Below are 18248 nucleotides of genomic sequence, written 5' to 3' on the forward strand. Positions count from 1 at the left end.
TTGGACTAACGCTCATATTCCACATAGTCCACTTGTCTATCATCAAGAGGAGGCGGTATTACTTCAGTGCGCCGCCTAGCTGAGGGGGCATAAGGAAGCGCATTGTAGGGATGGGGGACAACGTAAGTCGTCCGAGGTGGACGGGGTTGTTGTTGTCGCGACAGCACTGCTAATAATCCCACAACTACAACACCACCACTAATCGTTACCGCCATACCACCCAATCCCCAAACCAAGCCGGAAATAATCGAATTATCTTGCTCAGACTGCTGCACAGGAGTTACAGGGGGCGCTGCTTCAATCCGAGGGGGTATGAAACTATTGGGATTATTGGGATTAGTTTGTCCCATAAGATTGTCAATCAACGCTTGCTGATTTTGCATTTGAGCTTTTAGCTGTTCCGTTTCGGCGCGTTGCTGTTCCAGCATGCCTTTCAAGCGTTCTACTGTAACCTGTTGCTGTTCAAAATCATTACCTGCAAAACCCGGTGTTGTCTGAACTGGCATTTGCGGGTTCTGCCCATAAGCCGGATTATAGGGATTATAAGAATTGCTCTGTGGAAGTTGAGCGGTTTGAGAGGGAGGGGCATTGGTAATGCCAAGACTGTCTCCGCCTTTCATCATAAACAGAACCGCTACCCCCGCAAAGGCAGCCCCTGTTAGGAATGCCATACCATCACTCATCGCTCTTACCTCACATTTAAAACTGAACTACCACTCATTGTCACTGATACAGGCTGACTGCCGTTGGTGAAACTTGACTCCTTATGAGTTTATACATCATTGAGTCTATTGGGGGGGTTCTCTGGCTGTTCTCCGTTTTCTAATTGAAAACGAGAAAGGCTCAATTGTCCATCCCCAAGGATTTTAAAACGTTTCTAGGCAGTATCACCAGGGTTATAAGAATTTCTATAGTTCCTGATATTGGTATCAACTTAAACCCAAATGCTCGGAATTGACAGACAGGTTTCGCCCTCACCCCTATCCCCTCTGCCAAGCCTGGGAGGAGGGATAGAATTTTTCCAGGTGGGTATTTTAAGCTACCTTAGGTCTAGAATTCAAGGTAAATCTACTCTACTATAGCCGCACAATCCAGATTGTGCTTCGATTCTAGACCATCTCGCTCTCCTGCGATCGCGCTTTCCCTATCACTTCATCGAAAGCTAGGGTAGGTAAGGGATAGGGAAAAATTTTTCGAGATGAGCGATCGCGGATACCTTAGCAGTTTTCTCAACCTGTGACAACTTGATCCCCTGAGCAGCGATTCATAATAATCACTAATCTAAAGCAGACGATGTTCCCCTGTCTGTGGGAGAATAGAACAGGACTGACGCTTGCTTCATGCTTTATTGGATCAATAGCGACTATTAGCCTTCTTGCGGGTATGGGTTGTGCGTCAGGTATCAAAACAGCCGACTTAAAAAGCCACATCTACTGCTGCTCACTACACAATTAATTTATGTCCACAGCCCCTAAAATTATCTCAGAAAATCGATGCTTCGGTGGTACAGTTGGCTTTTACTCCCATCACTCTCAAACCTGCAACAGTAAAATGCGGTTTGCTGTCTACCAACCGCCTAAAGCCAAATCTGAACGAGTCCCCGTTCTCTATTTCCTTTCTGGCTTAACCTGTACTGAAGAAAATTTTATGGCAAAAGCTGGGGCGCAGAAGTTTGCGGCGAAGTACGGATTAATGCTGGTGGCACCAGATACCAGTCCCCGTGATACGGGAATTCCTGGAGAAAATGACGACTGGGATTTCGGTACAGGCGCGGGTTTTTACGTCGATGCGACAGTAGAACCCTGGTCAGAACATTATCAAATGTATAGCTATGTCGTTGAGGAATTGCCAGCAATTATTGCCCAACATTTCCCGGCTCAAATTGATCATCAGGGGATTTTTGGTCATTCCATGGGGGGTCATGGGGCGCTGATTTGTGCTTTAAGAAACCCTGAGCAATATACATCTGTTTCTGCGTTAGCTCCCATTGCTGCACCAACACAATGTCCTTGGGGAAAAAAGGCATTTACAAATTATTTGGGTGAGGATGAAGAAAATTGGGACATCTATGATGCTAGCGAATTAGTGTTAACTGTGGGATATAAGCGCCCAATTCTTATTGATCAAGGGACAGCCGATCCTTTTTTGGAAAAGCAGCAATTGCTTCCGGGTATCTTTGCTCAAGCTTGTGAAAAAGCCGGAGTTCCTTTAACATTACGCTTCCAGGAAGGGTATAATCACAGCTATTATTTCATTTCCTCGTTTGTGGAAGACCACATTCGTCATCATGCAGCGGCGTTGAAGCTATAACCATCCTATTTAGGGCTGGCTGAATAAGTGCTAAGTTAGAATAACTAATTTCTCAAAAGGGCTGATAATCCAGGGAAAAGTGGAAACCCGATTCTTGCAGTGAATCCCCCCGTTGATTGACTTTAATTAAGGGGATGCCATAGTCTAAACGCAAATCTAAATCGGAATTTATGCGCCAATTTAATCCTAATCCTAAACTGGCAAGGGTGTTGGCATGGGGGTCATCATCTTGATTATTCCAAGCTGTACCGATATCGAAAAAAGGCACCAGTTGTAATTGATTGGGGTTTGAGGTTAGGGGAATCCGGACTTCTAGTGACCCCCAAATGCCATTATCAGTAACCAATTGATTTTGAGTATACCCTCGAATGCTATCTCCACCGCCCATACCGAATCGTTCTAGGGAGAGTAAAGCATCTGGAGTGAGTTGAGTATTGATTTCTGCCAGGAGTACGGTTCTGGGTGATAATCGCTGCACCCATTGAAATTGTCCTAACCAAGAAAAGAATCGCCCATCGGTTCCTGTATTATTAATTGTGGCATCAAAGGCATCTAGTCCGAGACTAAATTGAGAGCGAGCTGCTAAGATGCGGTTAGGTGTGCGATCGCTCCATTCTTGAAAGATGCGAAGTACGGTAACTTGGGATTCGCCATCCTCTGGTCCTTGGGAGAAGGAAAAGGGGATATCATCAAGTAAGAAGGTTTGGCTACGACGCCAATCCACACTGACACCCAGGGCAAATTCAGTTGTAGGCGATCGCGCGATGGGTTGACGGAAATTTACCGATAGGGTGCGGGATTCGCTGTTGATGCCTAATTCTTCAAAGCCGGCTTCCAGAATCCGACTGTCACTATTGCTGTAGCTGAAGCTGATTGTACCATCACGGGCATTGATGGGAATCCCGTAGTTGAAACGATAGGAGTCTAATCCTTCGGTGAACCCGTATTCAGCAGTCACGCGATCGCCTAATCCGAATAGGTTATCATGGCTGATCAATAGATGGGCTTGTTCTGAACCGATACTGGGAGCTTGATTATTGGCACCAGAAATACCGGCGTGAAAGGGTGGTGCTTCTTGCAAGTCTAGGAGTAAGATATTTCTGCCCGAACCACTACCGGCGATTAATTCAGCATTAACTTGATTGATCAGGGGGTCAAGTTGCAACAGTTGTAAAGCTTTTTCCAGGCGATGCTGATTGAAAGGGGTATCGGTGGCTAATTCCAAGCGACGGCGCACATATCCGGTTTTGAGGTGGTTTAATCCCTGGATTTGAATCTGTTCAATTTCACCTTCAACGACTTGAATTTGGATCATCCCATCACTAATATCTTGTTTGGGTAAAAAGGCGCCAGAGGTGACATAGCCCTGTTGAATATACAGTTGAGTAATCTGTTGGCGCAGTTCGAGTAAGGTGTCAAAGGTTACGTCTTGGTTGTGATAGGCTTGGGTTAATTCGGCGATTTCTGATTGCAATACGGTACTGCCGAGAACTTCTATTTGATTAATCCGGAAGCGTTCCGGAGATAAAGAGGGAACTTGAGGCGGTTGGGGAATCTCAGGGAGTTGTAGATTGGGTTGAGGTGGGGATAGGGGGGTTTCCTCTGGTAAAGGAGGGGATAAATCCGTCGGATTGGGAATGGTTTGTTCCAGGGTTTCTGGTGCACCTCCTGGAATCGTTATTCCAGGAGGTGGAGACGATTGAGCTAATGTATAGGTATTTCCCAGTGCTAATGGTACAGCCAACGGTAGTATCATTGGTCAATTATCAATTATTAATTATCAATTATCAATTGTCGTCGTCAGGTGACGTTCATTCCCTTGTCGGATTCCCAATTTCCGGTATGCTTGCGTCCGATTTTGTCAGATTTTACCAGATTTCCTAGAGCACCGATTCACTAATAGCGGTTTGTAGAGACGTGACCGTGGAACGTCTCTTACTGGTGTTCTGGGAGCTGGTAAAGACGTTGCATTTTAGAATACCTCTCAAAGTATTGATGGCTCAGGGTTTTCGGTTTTTGCCGCCAGCCATAATGCAGTTTTGTGCAATCTGATATGTAGTTTTGTGCAATCTGACTGGCTGAATTGTGCCAAGAGCTTTGTTGATTTACGCCATCAAATTGGCAGAAAAAGCTAATGCATTATCTAAACATTGCTGGTAGCTTATAAATTAGCGGATTTACGCAATGGCTCAGTAAACAATTCATTGACATAAGGATCACATAAGGATCAAGTGATATGGTTGTAAAAATTGGCGGTAGAGGAAATGATAGGCTAATTGGCGGTAGAGGAAATGATAGGCTAATTGGCGGTAGAGGAAATGATAGGCTCTGGGGTGGTTCCGGTAACGATAGGCTCTGGGGTGGTTCCGGTAACGATACCTTAAATGGTGGCACGGGAATTGATACCGCTGACTACAGTAATCTTGGTCAAGCCATTACTTTAGAATCTGTCGGTGTCATAAACAAAGGCAGTGCTGGTACTGACCAGATTCAATTCATTGAAAAAATCATTGGAGCCACTGGACAAGCCAATGCGATTGATGGTTCTACCGGGAGAAGTAAGAGTACATCGTTAGATATAGACCTATCAGCCAATAATCTAACCGTTAATGGAATTCCTGGGATTGGTAAAGCAACATTCACTATTGAGAACTTTATCAATGTCACTGGCACCTCGCAAAATGACACGATTATCGGCAACAGTGCTGATAACCTGTTAGTTGGCGGTTCCGGAAATGACACGCTAATTGGCGGTTCCGGAAATGACAGGTTAGTTGGCGGTGATGGAAATGACGTGCTAACTGGCGGTTCCGGAAATGACAGGTTAGTTGGCGGTGATGGAAATGACGTGCTAACTGGCGGTTCCGGAAATGACAAGCTAACTGGCGGTTCCGGAAATGACTGGTTTACCTTCAATTCCAAAAACGAAGGGATTGATACTATCAGTGACTTCGATGTGCATCGTGACCTGATCCGAGTAGATGACCGAGGCTTTGGTGGTCGATTGCGGCGAGGCACACTGGATTCTAGTAAATTCACCCTCGGTTCAAGAGCTCGAGATAGTAACGATCGCTTTATCTATAATAAATCGACAGGAGACCTTTTCTTTGATACTGATGGCACAGGTAGGAGCGCACAAGTACAAATTGCGAAGCTCTCCAGTGGACTGAATTTATCCGCTAGTGACATTGTTGTTTTCTAGAACCGATTCATAAGAAAAGAGTGGCAGGATGGCAGCCTCGAAAATTAAATCGGGGCTTGACACCAATGCGGCTCATTGATTGCCCTAACTGGGATATATGAAAAGAAAGTTTCTCCCGCCATAGTTGCTGTAGTGGCTCGGCACACCTAAGCAAGGTGGATTAGAATTGTAGGGGCGCACAGTGTGCGCCCTTTTACTGCACCCATCTGCGCCCGATATCACCGCCAAATCGCTTTATGCAGATGGAAAGTCCATGACTGGGGGCGCGAGCATTCAGTCAGAGCGCACGTCTGTGCGCCCCTACGGATTTGTGATAGGGTCATCCTCATCAATGGGATGCGATCGCACTTTGTGTCGTCCTGTGCGTGTTAAACTGTTCGGCATTTAAACCATAATGTTAGGAACTGCGAAATCCTTGTGGTGCAACTATCTTGATCATTGCCCATTCCCAATTTAAATGCATAACAGCTTCATCTGTTTGATTCATAAACTAGTGGCGTGACACAGCTAAAATTGTGGAATAGATTTTGCGGTGAAACCGGGCGCACGCCATGCGCCCCTACAGGATTTGTGATGTTGTCATCCTGATCAATAGGATGCGATCGCGCCCAATAGAGAGGAAAACCAAAAACATTGTCGGGCATACTTAATCGTTGAGTATAATGGATAACATTATCAACGATAATGCGATGAATATGGGCTGTTCAACAGCAATCCAAACCATTGAAGACTTGCGCGATCGCCGGGATGAACTAATTGCCATTTTTACCAAACATGGCGCTCACAGTGTTCGAGTATTTGGCTCTGTGGCACGAGGGGAAGCAACCGAACAGAGCGATATTGATTTTTTGATTGATTATGATCGAAACTGCACGAGTGCTTGGTTTCCCGGCGGATTGATCAATGATTTAGAGTCTTACTTAAACAGTAAGGTAGACATTACGACGACTCGGGGTTTAAATCCACTCATTGCTGAGAATGTATGCCAAGAGGCTATCGAACTATAAATTAGGTAAGAATCTGGACAATCTATTAACCAAGTGCAAGCTATCAATTCCTACCAAATTTCACTCATGTCTAATACAAAACCTGGAAGCACCATCTCGCCAGATAGGGTTTCCGGATTCTGTAAACAGTCCTGAGAACCATCCTGACGATAAATATAAACTTGGCGACCACTACGGTCAATCAGCCAACCCAATTGGATGCCCAAACGTACCCACTCCTCCATCTTTTTTTGTAAGGATTTCAATGTATCACTGGGAGAGCGTAATTCCACCACAAAATCCGGGCAAATCGGCGGAAATTTTTGCTGCTGTTCCGGGGTTAAAGCATTCCAGCGTTCTAATCGCACCCAAGCCGCATCCGGTGACATGGGATCTTTGGTGGCTCCTCGAATCCGAAATCCGGTGCTAGAGTCAAACCCAATCCCGGTTTTATCCTGTTTTACCCATGAACCAAGTTGAACGATTAGGGAAAAATTGCGATTTCCTGTTTCTCCCCCCGCTGGCGTCATAATCCAAATTTCTCCGGTTTTGAGGTTACGTTCTAATCGCAAATCATGGTTGATTTGGCACAGTTCAAAAAACTGGTCATCGCTGAGTTGAATTGAGGGTGGCAGGGTCAACACTAAAGGCGAGGAAAGCATCATTTGTCATTTGTCATTGGTCATTGGTCATTGGTCATTGGTCATCGTAACATTATAGTTCTTCCGGACTTCAGAATCCTGGCATTGCCTCAGACGACGCCCAAAAACATTGGGTTGAGCTTTGATAATTTCATTGGTAGGACTTACGCAAAGCCTCTATTTGTAGGGTGTGTTAGCGAAGCGTAACGCACCTTAACCACTAAGCTGTCATGCATTTTAATTGGGAATGGGTAGCGAGCAAGATGCTCACAGTACAAGGATTTCGCCATTATTGACATTAAGGAAGGTTTAAATGCCGAACAGCTTATAGCGCTACGAGAGGAGTCAAAAGTCAAAAGTTGACTACTGTCGCTTCTTTCAATAACTTTTTTTAGTAAGCTGTATAGCCCCCTATTACAATCCTATTCTTGACTAAGTTTAACCCAAAATATTCAACAATTCAATAGGGAAGGAGAGCGATATTCTGCTTTTAAAAATCAGTAACTTTAAAAGACACCATGACGCGATTCGCTAACGCGATAGCGAGAGCTTCACGCACAGATAGACCACAAACTTTGCAGTTTTCTGCAATCTGATTGTCCGAATCTTGCCAAGTGCCTTGTTGATTTACGCCATTAAATTTGCAGATAAGGGTATATCCTTACATAAACCTGGCTTGTATTATGGAAGTAATGACTGGAATCTAATAATTTGAAATCAATGAAACATCTGAATAAAACTCTGGGAACTATTGCCTTTGCTACCTTGGCGTTGGGTTATACTAATGTCGCTAATGCTGCCACTGTAACCACATCAGGAACCTGGTCAAATCCTCAAGGAACTGCTGCTGACGTTATGAATAACGGGAACACTATCTCTTGGGGAAATCCGGCTAACACATCTAGTGATCAAAGTTCATACGTTTTCGATGGCAACGGTGGCGTCGAAGTAGATGACACAACGTTTCAAGTCTTCAAACTTGGCACATTTACTCATGACAACTTCCCGATTACACAAGGCGACTTCCTAGGTGCTACGTTGACATTGAATCTAGATATCGATGGGCAAGTGAGTCAAGGCTTTACATTTGATTTCGCTCACAATGAAACTCTTAACGAGACTCCCTGTGATCCTCAAGGCTCCACGGTATGTCCTGATGTCGTTGATATTCCCAGCGCTATAGGTGAAGAAACGATTTCCTATAATGGAAAGAAATTTCAGCTACAGATTTTAGGCTTTTCAGATACTATTGATGGTCCCAAAGTAACTCAGTTCATCACTGAAGAAGGCATGTCAAACCAAACGATGCTGTTTGGTCAATTGAAGCCAGAGCCAGTTCCAGAGCCTCTGACTATCCTTGGCTCAGCTACAGCTCTAGGCTTTGGAGCATTTTTAAAACGAGAGTCTTCTCGCAAAAAGAATAAAACAAAGCAAGATGTTTAATCAATAAAATATTGATTATAGCAACCGCCATGGCGGTTAGGACACATCATTTATGTTCCAGACGCGCCATGGCGCGTCTCTACAATGGTGCCGAAAGTCCTAATCGATGTGTCTACTGCTATAAAAGATTTATAAAAACTCCAGAGCCTGTCTGGGGTTTTTGTTTGCCTCATTGCACTCTGAAAATTTCAAAACTTTTCTACATAAAACGATTTTGTTGCGATCTGTGCTTCGCAGCGGCGCTTCACCATCGCGTCTTAAGCAATCGAGTTGATCGGAGGATTTAAGAACAATCCTGACTCATCACCAATCGTCCATCAGGGAGTCGATAGACTCCAGTGGATTCGACAATCGGATCGCCTTTTTGCCAGGGGCGAGTTGTACTTTCTGTGGGAATCATCCGCACGGTGCCGGTGGGATAGGGAGACATGGTAAAATCACCGGGACGCGGGGGTAAGTTTCCAGCGCCTGTGATGGTGAATCTGCCATTGGGCTGATTAGTCCGAACCATGCAGCTGTTGGCAATTATATTATCAGTGTCGATGAAATTGTCCGGTAAATTGGTGAGGCTATTCTCAATAAACGTGAGGTTGGGTAAGGTAATGATGCCATCGATCGCGGCATCGGCATTGATATCGACACGTTGGTTATGATCTAGGGTAGCTGGATCGGTGCCTTTGGCTGCAGGGGTATAGCCGAAGCCGAAGAAGATGGGAGTATTCAATGTGATATCCCCACCTCTGCCATCACGGGCAAAGGCTAGAATATCGCTATCAGCAAATGCCAGGATGGAGTCAGCGGTGATCATGATGTTCCCACCGTTGTCACCCCCCCTGGAGACACTGGTGGTGATGTCGCTGTCGCCCCAGAGTCGGATATCAGCAGCGGTGATATTAATGGCGCCGCCTGCGGATTGATCGGTGGCGGTGAGGATACTGCTATCGGTGGCGATGAGCCTGTCGGTAATCGTCAGAGTAATTTGACCGGCGTTACCTTCTCCTTTACTTCGGGCAGAGATTTGTGAGCCGTTTTCCAGGGATAATGTTTGAGAGGCGATCGCTAAATCTCCAGCTATTCCAGTTGAGCCGGGAAGGGCGGCGGTAAATAGACCACTGGGTACCTGACCGTCGGCGGAAGTACCCGCGATTCTGATGGTGTCTGAGGCGTTGATGGTTATATTGCCCCCGGCTCCTTGATTGACTGTTGCTGTTCCAATTTGTGAACCGTTAAAAATGTTCAGTTGGCTGGTGGTTATTTCTATGTCTCCAGCATCGCCGTTCTCTGTTGTTGTGGTTAGGACTAGACTGTCATTGAGTAATTCTACGAATTCACCGGCATTGATGGTAATTGTTCCTCCTTTCCCTGAACCAAAGGTAGAAGCGGATAGGATTGTGTTAGTCAAGGAAACGGATTCAGCCTGAATCGTAATGTCCCCAGCTTGACCTGAATCACTGCTAGGACTCATGGTACTACTACGGATGAAACCATTGGCTGCAGCAATTCTCCCTTGACTGGTGAGTGTAATATTACCGCCACCATTTACCCCACGAGCGTCAAGATTGCCCAGGGTAATATTACCTTGAGCCGAAAGCGCGATCGCACCACCAACCCCGAAGGAAAATGTACGGAGCGTACCTTGGGTGGTATCGATAGAACCGTTCGTGCTGGTGAGTGTGATTGAACCGCTGGGGTTAACTATATCTTGGCTGGTAATGTCTCCTCTGGCGTTGACATTGAAATTGCCAAAGACTAAGGAGTTGTTGAGGTTAATATCATTGCGATCGTTAATGATTACAGTTTGACCTCCGTTTATACTAAGAGTTCTAAAATCATTGTTTTGATTCAGAATGATATCGCTGTTACCCGCATTTAAGGTCGTTATTCCTGTGCCATTGATGGTGAGGATACCGTTACCGAGGATGGCTCCGGCGGAATCAACGGTGAGGGTTTCGGCATTGATGTTCTCCAGAGCGATCGTACCCACGCTGTTATAAGTTAATCCGGCGTCTGTGTCTAATTGAAGGGTGACATCGCCAAAACCAGTATTAATCGTAGTCCCCGGTTTCATGGTAATTTCGGCTGCACCCGGATCTCGTTCTGAATTAATCACTCCTGCTGCTAGAGGTTGATTGGCTAACAGAGATAGATTGCCGTTATCGGTGGTGATATCGGCATTGAGGAGAATACTGCGTCCGGCTTCTAGGGATAAAGCGCCGCCACTACCTGTGGGATTATTAGTAATAATGGCTTGGTTAACGGTAATATCGTTATTTGCTTGCAGGGTGACAGGGGTTCCGGTATTGGTGATCTTGGTAATTGTGGCGGGAGTGAGGGTGATATTGCGGTTTGGGAAATAACTGCGGCTGAGGGAGGAGGGGTTGGCGATACCGATATCTACTCGTCCGGCATTATTGTTGGCGGCGGGGCTAGCTACCAGGTAATTACCATTGCTTAAGGCGATTATTCCACCCGAGCCGAAATTATCGTTTCGGTTAGTACCAGAGATCCGGCTAATTTCCTCCCCCGTGGTGCCATTAGCTAGAATTACTGTCCCAGCATCCACTACCCCCCCAATATCTGCGTTGGGATTGGCAAAAACATAATTACCATCGCTCAAGATTCTTATGTCACCGTTGCCGAATCTATCGTCTGGGTTAGTGCCAGAGATACGGTTAATTTCTGTCCCCGTGGTGCCATCAGCCAGAATTACCGTCCCAGCATCCCCCACCCCCTGAATATCTGCCCTAAAATTGCCGAAAACATAATTACCATTGCTCAATGCTGTTATTTCACCAGAGCCGAACGAGTCGTTTGGGTTAGTACCAGAGATACGGCTAATTTCCGCCCCCGTGACGCCATCAGCCAGAATCACTGTCCCAGCATCCCCTACCGTCCCAATATCTGCTGGATTGCCAAAAACATAATTACCATTGCTCAAAACTGTTATTTTACCAGAGCCGAACGAATTGTTTTTGTTAGTACCATAGATCCGGCTAATTTCCTCCCCCGTGGTGCCATTAGCCAGAATCACCGTTCCAACATCCCCTACCCCCCCAATCTCTGCCTCTTGATTGCCAAAAACATAATTACCATTGCTCAAAGCTGTTATGTCATTAGAGCCGAAAAAATCGGTTTGCTCAGTACCAGAGATCCGGCTAATTTCTGCCCCCGTAGTGCCATTTGCCAGAATTACCGTCCCAGCATTCTCTACCCCGTCAATCTCTGCCCTAAAATTGCCGAAAACATAATTACCATTGCTCAATGCTGTTATTGCACGATCGCCGAATCTATCATTTGGGTTAGTACCAGAGATACGGCTAATTTCCGCCCCCGTGGTGCCATTAGCCAGAATTACCGTCCCAGCAGTCTCTACCCCGTCAATCTCTGCCCTTGGATTGCCGAAAACATAATTACCATTGATCAAGCCTGTTATTGCACGATCGCCGAATCTATCATTTGGGTTAGTACCAGAGATACGGCTAATTTCCGCCCCCGTGGTGCCATTAGCCAGAATCACTGTCCCAGTATTCCCTACCCCCCCAATATCTGCCTCTGGATTGCCAAAAACATAATTACCATTGCTCAAAGCTGTTATTTCACGATTCCCGAAATTATCATTTGGGTTAGTACCAGAAATCCGGCTAATTTCCGCCCCTGTGGTGCCATCAGCCAGAATTACTGTCCCAGCATTCCCTACCCCCCCAATATCTGCATCTGGATTACCGAAAACATAATTACTATTGCTCAACGCTGTTATTTCACCAGAGCCGAACCTATCCCCTGGGTTATCACCATAAATACTTCCAAGCACCGCCCCAGTGTTCGAGTCAAATAAGTATACGGCTCCCCCATCCGTTACCCTGAAATCGTCGAATGGAGAACTCACCACAATGTTGTTATTTGCCAGTACCGCAGTACCTAACCCAAATCGATTTCCCGGCGCGGGATTGGGGTCAACTATAGCAATCCTAAATAGATTGTGGCAATTTTCCATACTGAAATATTTTGGGAAAATCGAATATTTGACCATCAGCAAAAAACTTAAATAACCACTTAACTATTTTAAAAGAGCTGCAAAGATGATAAAATTGTCTAATGAAAGTTTTAACTTGCAACCAAATATCTTCGACTGGATTTTGTTCGGGAGCGTTCGGAGCAAATTTTGTACAACTTATCAACCAGTCTTCCTCTGATAAATCTTGATTAATTGTCTTTAAGTATTCTCGAAACTGCTTGGAATCATGGTAAGTTGCACCATCCCAAAATATCGATAATTTTTTCCCGGGTCGTTTCCTTTGTAAATATTCGATGAAATCGATTGTATTTTCGCTGTTTCCACTTTTATATTCTTTGACTATAAACTCTTTGGTTTGATAATCTAAAGCCCCATAATAAGTCTGTCTTTCTTTTTCATTTTTGAGAGGGACTTCTATTCTTGCATCTGTTCTTCCCCACGCATAACCTAACAAATCACCCCACAGCAGATGACATTCGTCAAGCATAAGCACCGTCCGGCTTCCAGCTTCTATTTCCGGTTTCCATTTTTCTAGCCTTGCCTCTATTTCTTTTTTTTTAGCTTTGACTAATTCATCATTTTTAGCCGGATTCTTTTTTTGAGTCTTTTTCCAACTCACTTGAGCCTCTTTAAATAAGCTATAATAACTTTGATTGGACTCAAAAACTACATTATATTGCTCCTGCAAATACTTCTGCAAGTCTGATAATCTTAGATAATCTTGTTCTCTCAACCACTGAATTGTTTGCTCTTTTTCTTCAGATTTTAAGTAACCTGCTCTACCTTTATATTGAAGCTTTAAACTTTCTACACCCTGAAAAAGCGCTTGATTTTTCCATTGGCTGATAAAACTGTGAGAAACTTTTAATATTTCTTTGACTTCACGATAAGATTTTCCTTCCAAAATCATTTTTACCGCCAAGGCTCTTTTAATTTCTTTGGTCTCTTTTGTCTGATTGATAAAATTAGCCAATTCATCTATAATGTTCATCTTTTGTCTTTTTACTAGGGATGTATTATTACTATTATATCTGTTGCGACCTATTTAGGGCTGCTATAATTGAAACGAGTTTTCCGTCACCCCTGTATCAATCGTAATATTCTTCGGGTCTAACAATAGCTCCCCCGCCACCCCATTCGCCGCACTCGCATCTCCCCACCCACCAAACACCAAACTCCCTTTCCCCGACACCTCCAACAATCCCCCATTTCCCCCTAATTCCCCACCTCGCGCCGTCAAACTGCCATAAAAATCCGTCTCCCCATCTGCCCAAACAATTACTTTCCCCCCATCCCCAACCCTCAACCCATCGGCTTCTAACCTTGTGCCATGATTCACTAGAGTATAGTCGGCATTCTCCGCCCCAACCGTATTCCCCTGATAATCTCCACCCACCAGAATCGCACCGCCACCGCTATTCCCACTAGCATTGACCTCTGTCCCCAACAGTTGCAACCTCTGCCCAAATAACTGAATTTCACCCCCCAACTCCCCCTGTGCTTGGAGATTACCAGAAGTGGTGAAAACCCGTCCCCCCTGAAACCGAATCCTCCCCGCCTTTTCACTTCCCGTGACAGCAGTCAACGCATTAGCGGTTTGAATCACCGTTCCCTGATAATCCACCTGAATGGTTCCCCCATCCCCTGCACTTCCTGTGGCACTGAGAACCCCAGTATCCAGAAAATTACTAACCTTAATCTTGAGACTACCGCCCCTTTCACCATCTGCCCGAATCTGTCCCCGATTTTCCACAAAGGTACTGGTGAGATTAATTTCCCCCCCAGTAACGCCGCTAGCATCAATCGCGCCATTGAGTAGTTGAATCCGATTCCCTGTCACGTTAATTTCACCGCCACTACCCAGAGGATTTGCCGTATCTACAGAACCTAAAATGGCTACAGTTCCCAGATTAAAATCAATCGGGATATTAGCTGGAGTCAATCCCGCCTTTTCCAGTAACCTGGTTAAACCTGACGCAGCCGACAGAACCTCGCCTGTATCAGGATTAAATGGCAAATCAACAGAGGTAACTCCTCCAGTTAAATCCAAATTAATTAAACCTTGGCTCGGCACAGCAGTAAGACTAATCGTTCCTCCCGGTGCTGATATTTGCCCCGAATTTACCACCGTACCCCCCACCAGAGTCAAATTCTCCCCCTCTGGAAGCGCTAAATTCCCCCCATTCACCACCCCTGCTGGCGGCTCTTGTCCATACTGCAATCCCAAGGGTACACTTATGGTTAATAATGAGGAGTCTTCTGGATGCGTGGCACTAAAGGATGAGCCATCCTCAAATCCTACAGAATTCGCCGTACTCGCCACAAAGGAACCCTGAATATCTAACTGGGCATTTTCGCCAAAAATAATCCCATTGGGATTGAGGAAAAACAGATTCGCCCCCCCATTAACCCCCAATGTCCCTAAAATAGCTGAAGGGTTATTCCCAGTTACCCGACTAAAAATCCTTTCAATTCCGACTGGATTAGCAAAATAAACCCGTTGTCCCGCTTCGATATTAAATTCCTGAAAACTGTGGAACAAATTAGCCTCTCGGATTGCCCCCCCTTCAATTAAATCCGCTAATCCTCCCCGCACTTGAGCATTGGGTGTGACCACAGAACTCTCAGCCTCTAAGGTATGATCTGGGGTAATCTGGGCGAGCAGGGGAGTATCCTGACTGATAAAAACAGTAAGACTGGTGAAAACACTCACCCATCCTAACCACCAATACCGATGTTTTGAGGATTGAATCGGCTCAACGTAGGGGCGCGTTACTCCGATTGAATGCTCAAAGAAAGGACTGCTCATCGCTTTACCTCGTGAGACTCCGGGTTCAACGAAGTAACCCGGAGAGGGATAGAGGTCAAACTTCGCTACTCAACGTGGCGAGGTTTGACAGTCCAGGTGAAGGCACGACGATTAACCCCGTGCTTCGTTGCAACAACTGGACTTTTTTGGCAGTGAATTGTCCCAACCGTTTCCAGTTGGCGTCACTGACCGAAACTTGTGTCTTGGTGTCTCCAGAACACCAACCGACGTAAGTTTTTCCAGCTTTTTCGGCTATAACTTTGTCGCCCTTTCGTAAAGACGCGCCATGGCGCGTCTCTACATGGCGGGTAACTGTGCCACCATACTTGCGCCGCTTACCCCCAATGGAATGGACACACAAATGTAATTGTCTACGGCTGATTGGTGGTCTACGGATTATGGCAAATGGTGCTGGCGTAACTTCGACACTGCCTTGCCAGTTACCATATTTGGCATTATCAGAGTGCCATTCTCGCCATCTGGTAAACTCAAACGCGGCTAAGGTTACACCATCAACTGCGTGCGTAGCTGGTGTCTGTTGGTCCTTGTTTTTCTTGTCCTTAGCTAACCCTAACCACTGCCTAAGCTGACTGGTTCCATTTCCGTCCCGTTGCCATCCATTATGAGTCGTTACTCGGGCTAATTCACGCAGCCAGTTAAGCATCTGTTTTTGCCCCACCATTACTGGCGAGAATCCAACACCAGACTTGGCCGACTTGCGCCCACTGGTTCTGTCAACATCTGCCATGACTAACTCATAATGAATGGCGCTAATCGGGAACAGATTAAACAACTCTTTGACTACCCGTAGCTCTAGCTGTCTGTTGGCTCGAATTGACGGCGGCAGTTTGTTTTGCCTGCGGTTATTAAACCTGCGTTGACGGTGGCAACGTCGATCATAAGGTAACTTCCGGTTAATCCGTCTTCCCCGTCTGGCTCGACGCATGACTCGCCGTAATTCCATCCGTTCTTTAACCGTCTTGAACGGTAGAACCAGATGTCCCATCCAAAGGGTAACGAGCCTCGATTGAACTCCGATCCCTGAATAGTGTTTACCTGGATCTATACCAACAGCTATAGGTTGGGTATTTTCTTGGGTTTCAAAGGTCAACTGAATAGCAAAACATTCTAAGTCGGTATGTATTACTTTTGCTTTACCATCTTTTAGCCAACGTCTAGCACGGCTAGGTTTTGTGGGCATTAACGGCTTGCCCGATTTTGAGAGAACTGGTACCCGTAACATGGTGATAAACCTCCGAGTAAAAGTAATTAGTCCCTTCCCGCCACCTAAACCAAGATGTCCTGTACAGACGCCCCGGTGGGGCGTCTCTATAGCGACTCGACAAAAAGTCTTAGAGATGACTTGAACTAGGGAAGCATTCAAGAGTCTGTACCAGGTTTAGGCTCAATGCGGTATTCAACATTAATGACGTTTGTCCGTCAATCTCCACGCTCTACGTTAGTAGCGTGGGGTTGTTGAACAAAGCCTCCGGGATACCCAATCCAAACTGCCTTCTTTTCTCGTTGAAGGTGACACAGGCGCAGGGAACCTGTCCAAATTCAACCATGCCCTAGCCAATGATCTGAATATCCATACTATACAGGCAAACCGACAACAACAGGTTTCACTTTTGTGCCAACTCAAGTTCCTAAAACTGACAACTCAATGGCACAAAACAACCAACCCATGCCTTCCTTGACAGCCGATACTGGGATAAGCTGAAAACAAGTGATCAGGCTTCCCTATCTTCTATAGCAATCCTAAATAGGATGCAACAAGTAGACGGCTTGAAATCAAGGTATAGCAAGGGTTTCAGTTTTGAAAATTGCCACAATCAATTTAGGATTGCTATAGTAATTCTCCAAAACGTTCTTGATAACGGGCTAATTGTTCTTCAGGTGTTAAATAACGGACACCCTGCTGGTTGTACCAATACAACGCTTCAATCTCTAGTTCACCATCTTGGTAAGGCGCACGTCCAATCCCTAAGCCAACTTCTGGCATCCAGTAAGGTTCACCAATTTGCAGTTGATACTCTCCATCTACTAAACGGTAAACCTCAAAAGGTTGATGCCTATCTCGCTGCCAATAATCGGGGTTATAAACTAGATAATGTAAAACTCCCAACTTGGCATAAATTCCCATCTTCGTATCGTATTCTCCCCCCGGTGTTCGCGATGCCACCTCTAAGACAAAAATCGGAACAACACCATTTTCTTCCCAAACTACATAGCTTTTCCTTTGCCTACCTTGCCGATGACGTTCAACCCCTAAACTCAAAAAGCCATCGGGAACGACAGGAACCAACGGACTAACTCCTGTGGTGTGATAAATTCCCATATCCACCCCAAAAAACCAATCTGTTCGCTTTCCAAAAATAAACTTTAGTAAAAATAACAGTAAGTTGGGAATAAAATTTTGATTCTCGTTATCCACAGGCGTATCATCAGAACAAGGCAATTCAGCACTTGTTGGCAGGCGTAATTTCGGCTCATATTGTAACACAACTAACATCCCCTTAAATCTTTCGGCTTTTAACTTCTATAATAAACAAGTCGATTACAGATAAATGCCTTCATCGTAAAGACAGATCATGAGAGATAACCAGGATTATGATTCGTGCTTTGAGGGACGGTCCCCTTTACTCTCAACCTATCGGTTGAAGGCATTGCTATCGCGTCAGATGTGTTTGTCCACAGATGTACAGCGTAACACCGTCAGCTGATGAAATGCCACCGATTCAGAGTTCTAGCCCTAGGCTTTCTCACCAGCATACTCCTGTGCTTGTGGCTCAATCATCTGCCTTTAATCGCTGAATCGGTCCCAGCAGCTCAACTGGTG

The 18248-nt window shown here is 45.4% G+C and carries 12 protein-coding genes; 4 read left to right on the plus strand and 8 right to left on the minus strand.

From position 1 onward, the window contains the following. Positions 1 to 5 precede the first annotated feature (5 nt). Positions 6 to 683, minus strand: a complete 678-nt coding sequence (locus tag MC7420_RS31450) for a hypothetical protein (protein ID WP_044210833.1) — start codon at positions 681 to 683, stop codon at positions 6 to 8. Between the two features lie 775 nt (positions 684 to 1458). Between MC7420_RS31450 and fghA the strand changes: the two genes are divergently transcribed. Then, positions 1459 to 2310 carry an S-formylglutathione hydrolase gene (fghA, locus tag MC7420_RS31455; RefSeq protein WP_006105704.1) on the plus strand — a complete coding sequence of 284 codons (852 nt, stop codon included), beginning with the start codon at positions 1459 to 1461 and terminating at the stop codon, positions 2308 to 2310. Positions 2311 to 2362: 52 nt separating this feature from the next. On the opposite strand, the gene MC7420_RS31460 is transcribed toward fghA, so the two are convergent. Further along, positions 2363 to 4066, minus strand: coding sequence for a ShlB/FhaC/HecB family hemolysin secretion/activation protein (locus MC7420_RS31460; RefSeq protein WP_006105701.1), 1704 nt, complete (start codon positions 4064 to 4066; stop codon positions 2363 to 2365). A gap of 480 nt (positions 4067 to 4546) precedes the next feature. Here MC7420_RS31460 and MC7420_RS31465 point away from each other — a divergent pair, with 480 nt between their 5' ends. Further along, positions 4547 to 5512: a calcium-binding protein gene (locus MC7420_RS31465; RefSeq protein ID WP_006105761.1), complete on the plus strand. Its 966-nt coding sequence runs from the start codon at positions 4547 to 4549 to the stop codon at positions 5510 to 5512. A 695-nt stretch (positions 5513 to 6207) separates the two neighbouring features. Continuing rightward, the gene (locus tag MC7420_RS31470) at positions 6208 to 6519 is read left to right on the plus strand and encodes a nucleotidyltransferase family protein (RefSeq protein ID WP_044210858.1); all 312 of its coding nucleotides are present in this window, start codon (positions 6208 to 6210) and stop codon (positions 6517 to 6519) included. 50 nt (positions 6520 to 6569) lie between these two features. Here the strand turns inward: MC7420_RS31470 and MC7420_RS31475 are convergent, their stop codons facing one another. Next, the gene (locus MC7420_RS31475) at positions 6570 to 7160 is read right to left on the minus strand and encodes a Uma2 family endonuclease (RefSeq protein ID WP_006105720.1); all 591 of its coding nucleotides are present in this window, start codon (positions 7158 to 7160) and stop codon (positions 6570 to 6572) included. A gap of 699 nt (positions 7161 to 7859) precedes the next feature. Between MC7420_RS31475 and MC7420_RS38725 the strand changes: the two genes are divergently transcribed. Then, positions 7860 to 8582: a THxN family PEP-CTERM protein gene (locus MC7420_RS38725; RefSeq protein WP_006105784.1), complete on the plus strand. Its 723-nt coding sequence runs from the start codon at positions 7860 to 7862 to the stop codon at positions 8580 to 8582. A gap of 283 nt (positions 8583 to 8865) precedes the next feature. Here MC7420_RS38725 and MC7420_RS31485 read toward each other — a convergent pair whose 3' ends face one another. From MC7420_RS31485 to MC7420_RS31505, 5 genes are all read right to left on the minus strand, one after another. Continuing rightward, positions 8866 to 12576, minus strand: a complete 3711-nt coding sequence (locus MC7420_RS31485; protein ID WP_006105703.1) for a beta strand repeat-containing protein — start codon at positions 12574 to 12576, stop codon at positions 8866 to 8868. Then, on the minus strand, positions 12551 to 13588 hold the full coding sequence (locus MC7420_RS31490; RefSeq protein WP_006097775.1) for an IS630 family transposase: 1038 nt from the start codon (positions 13586 to 13588) through the stop codon (positions 12551 to 12553). Before MC7420_RS31490 ends, MC7420_RS31485 begins: the two co-directional genes overlap by 26 nt. A 63-nt stretch (positions 13589 to 13651) precedes the next feature. Next, positions 13652 to 15406, minus strand: coding sequence for a two-partner secretion domain-containing protein (locus tag MC7420_RS42050; protein ID WP_006105738.1), 1755 nt, complete (start codon positions 15404 to 15406; stop codon positions 13652 to 13654). Positions 15407 to 15461: 55 nt separating this feature from the next. Beyond that, positions 15462 to 16649, minus strand: coding sequence for an RRXRR domain-containing protein (locus MC7420_RS31500; protein WP_044210835.1), 1188 nt, complete (start codon positions 16647 to 16649; stop codon positions 15462 to 15464). Positions 16650 to 17255: 606 nt separating this feature from the next. Beyond that, positions 17256 to 17921 carry a Uma2 family endonuclease gene (locus tag MC7420_RS31505; RefSeq protein WP_006105737.1) on the minus strand — a complete coding sequence of 222 codons (666 nt, stop codon included), beginning with the start codon at positions 17919 to 17921 and terminating at the stop codon, positions 17256 to 17258. Positions 17922 to 18248 lie beyond the last annotated feature (327 nt).

This window comes from Coleofasciculus chthonoplastes PCC 7420, assembly GCF_000155555.1.
Lineage (GTDB): Bacteria > Cyanobacteriota > Cyanobacteriia > Cyanobacteriales > Coleofasciculaceae > Coleofasciculus > Coleofasciculus chthonoplastes_A.

Excerpts from the sequence above, each read along its gene's own strand:
- MC7420_RS31500 (WP_044210835.1), bottom strand. The coding sequence starts at position 16,649 with ATGTTACGGGTACCAGTTCTCTCAAAATCGGGCAAGCCGTTAATGCCC.
- MC7420_RS31475 (WP_006105720.1), bottom strand. The coding sequence starts at position 7,160 with ATGCTTTCCTCGCCTTTAGTGTTGACCCTGCCACCCTCAATTCAACTC.
- MC7420_RS31490 (WP_006097775.1), bottom strand. The coding sequence starts at position 13,588 with ATGAACATTATAGATGAATTGGCTAATTTTATCAATCAGACAAAAGAG.
- fghA (WP_006105704.1), top strand. The coding sequence starts at position 1,459 with ATGTCCACAGCCCCTAAAATTATCTCAGAAAATCGATGCTTCGGTGGT.
- MC7420_RS31465 (WP_006105761.1), top strand. The coding sequence starts at position 4,547 with ATGGTTGTAAAAATTGGCGGTAGAGGAAATGATAGGCTAATTGGCGGT.
- MC7420_RS31450 (WP_044210833.1), bottom strand. The coding sequence starts at position 683 with ATGAGTGATGGTATGGCATTCCTAACAGGGGCTGCCTTTGCGGGGGTA.
- MC7420_RS38725 (WP_006105784.1), top strand. The coding sequence starts at position 7,860 with ATGAAACATCTGAATAAAACTCTGGGAACTATTGCCTTTGCTACCTTG.
- MC7420_RS31470 (WP_044210858.1), top strand. The coding sequence starts at position 6,208 with ATGGGCTGTTCAACAGCAATCCAAACCATTGAAGACTTGCGCGATCGC.
- MC7420_RS31485 (WP_006105703.1), bottom strand. The coding sequence starts at position 12,576 with ATGGAAAATTGCCACAATCTATTTAGGATTGCTATAGTTGACCCCAAT.
- MC7420_RS31505 (WP_006105737.1), bottom strand. The coding sequence starts at position 17,921 with ATGTTAGTTGTGTTACAATATGAGCCGAAATTACGCCTGCCAACAAGT.
- MC7420_RS42050 (WP_006105738.1), bottom strand. The coding sequence starts at position 15,406 with ATGAGCAGTCCTTTCTTTGAGCATTCAATCGGAGTAACGCGCCCCTAC.
- MC7420_RS31460 (WP_006105701.1), bottom strand. The coding sequence starts at position 4,066 with ATGATACTACCGTTGGCTGTACCATTAGCACTGGGAAATACCTATACA.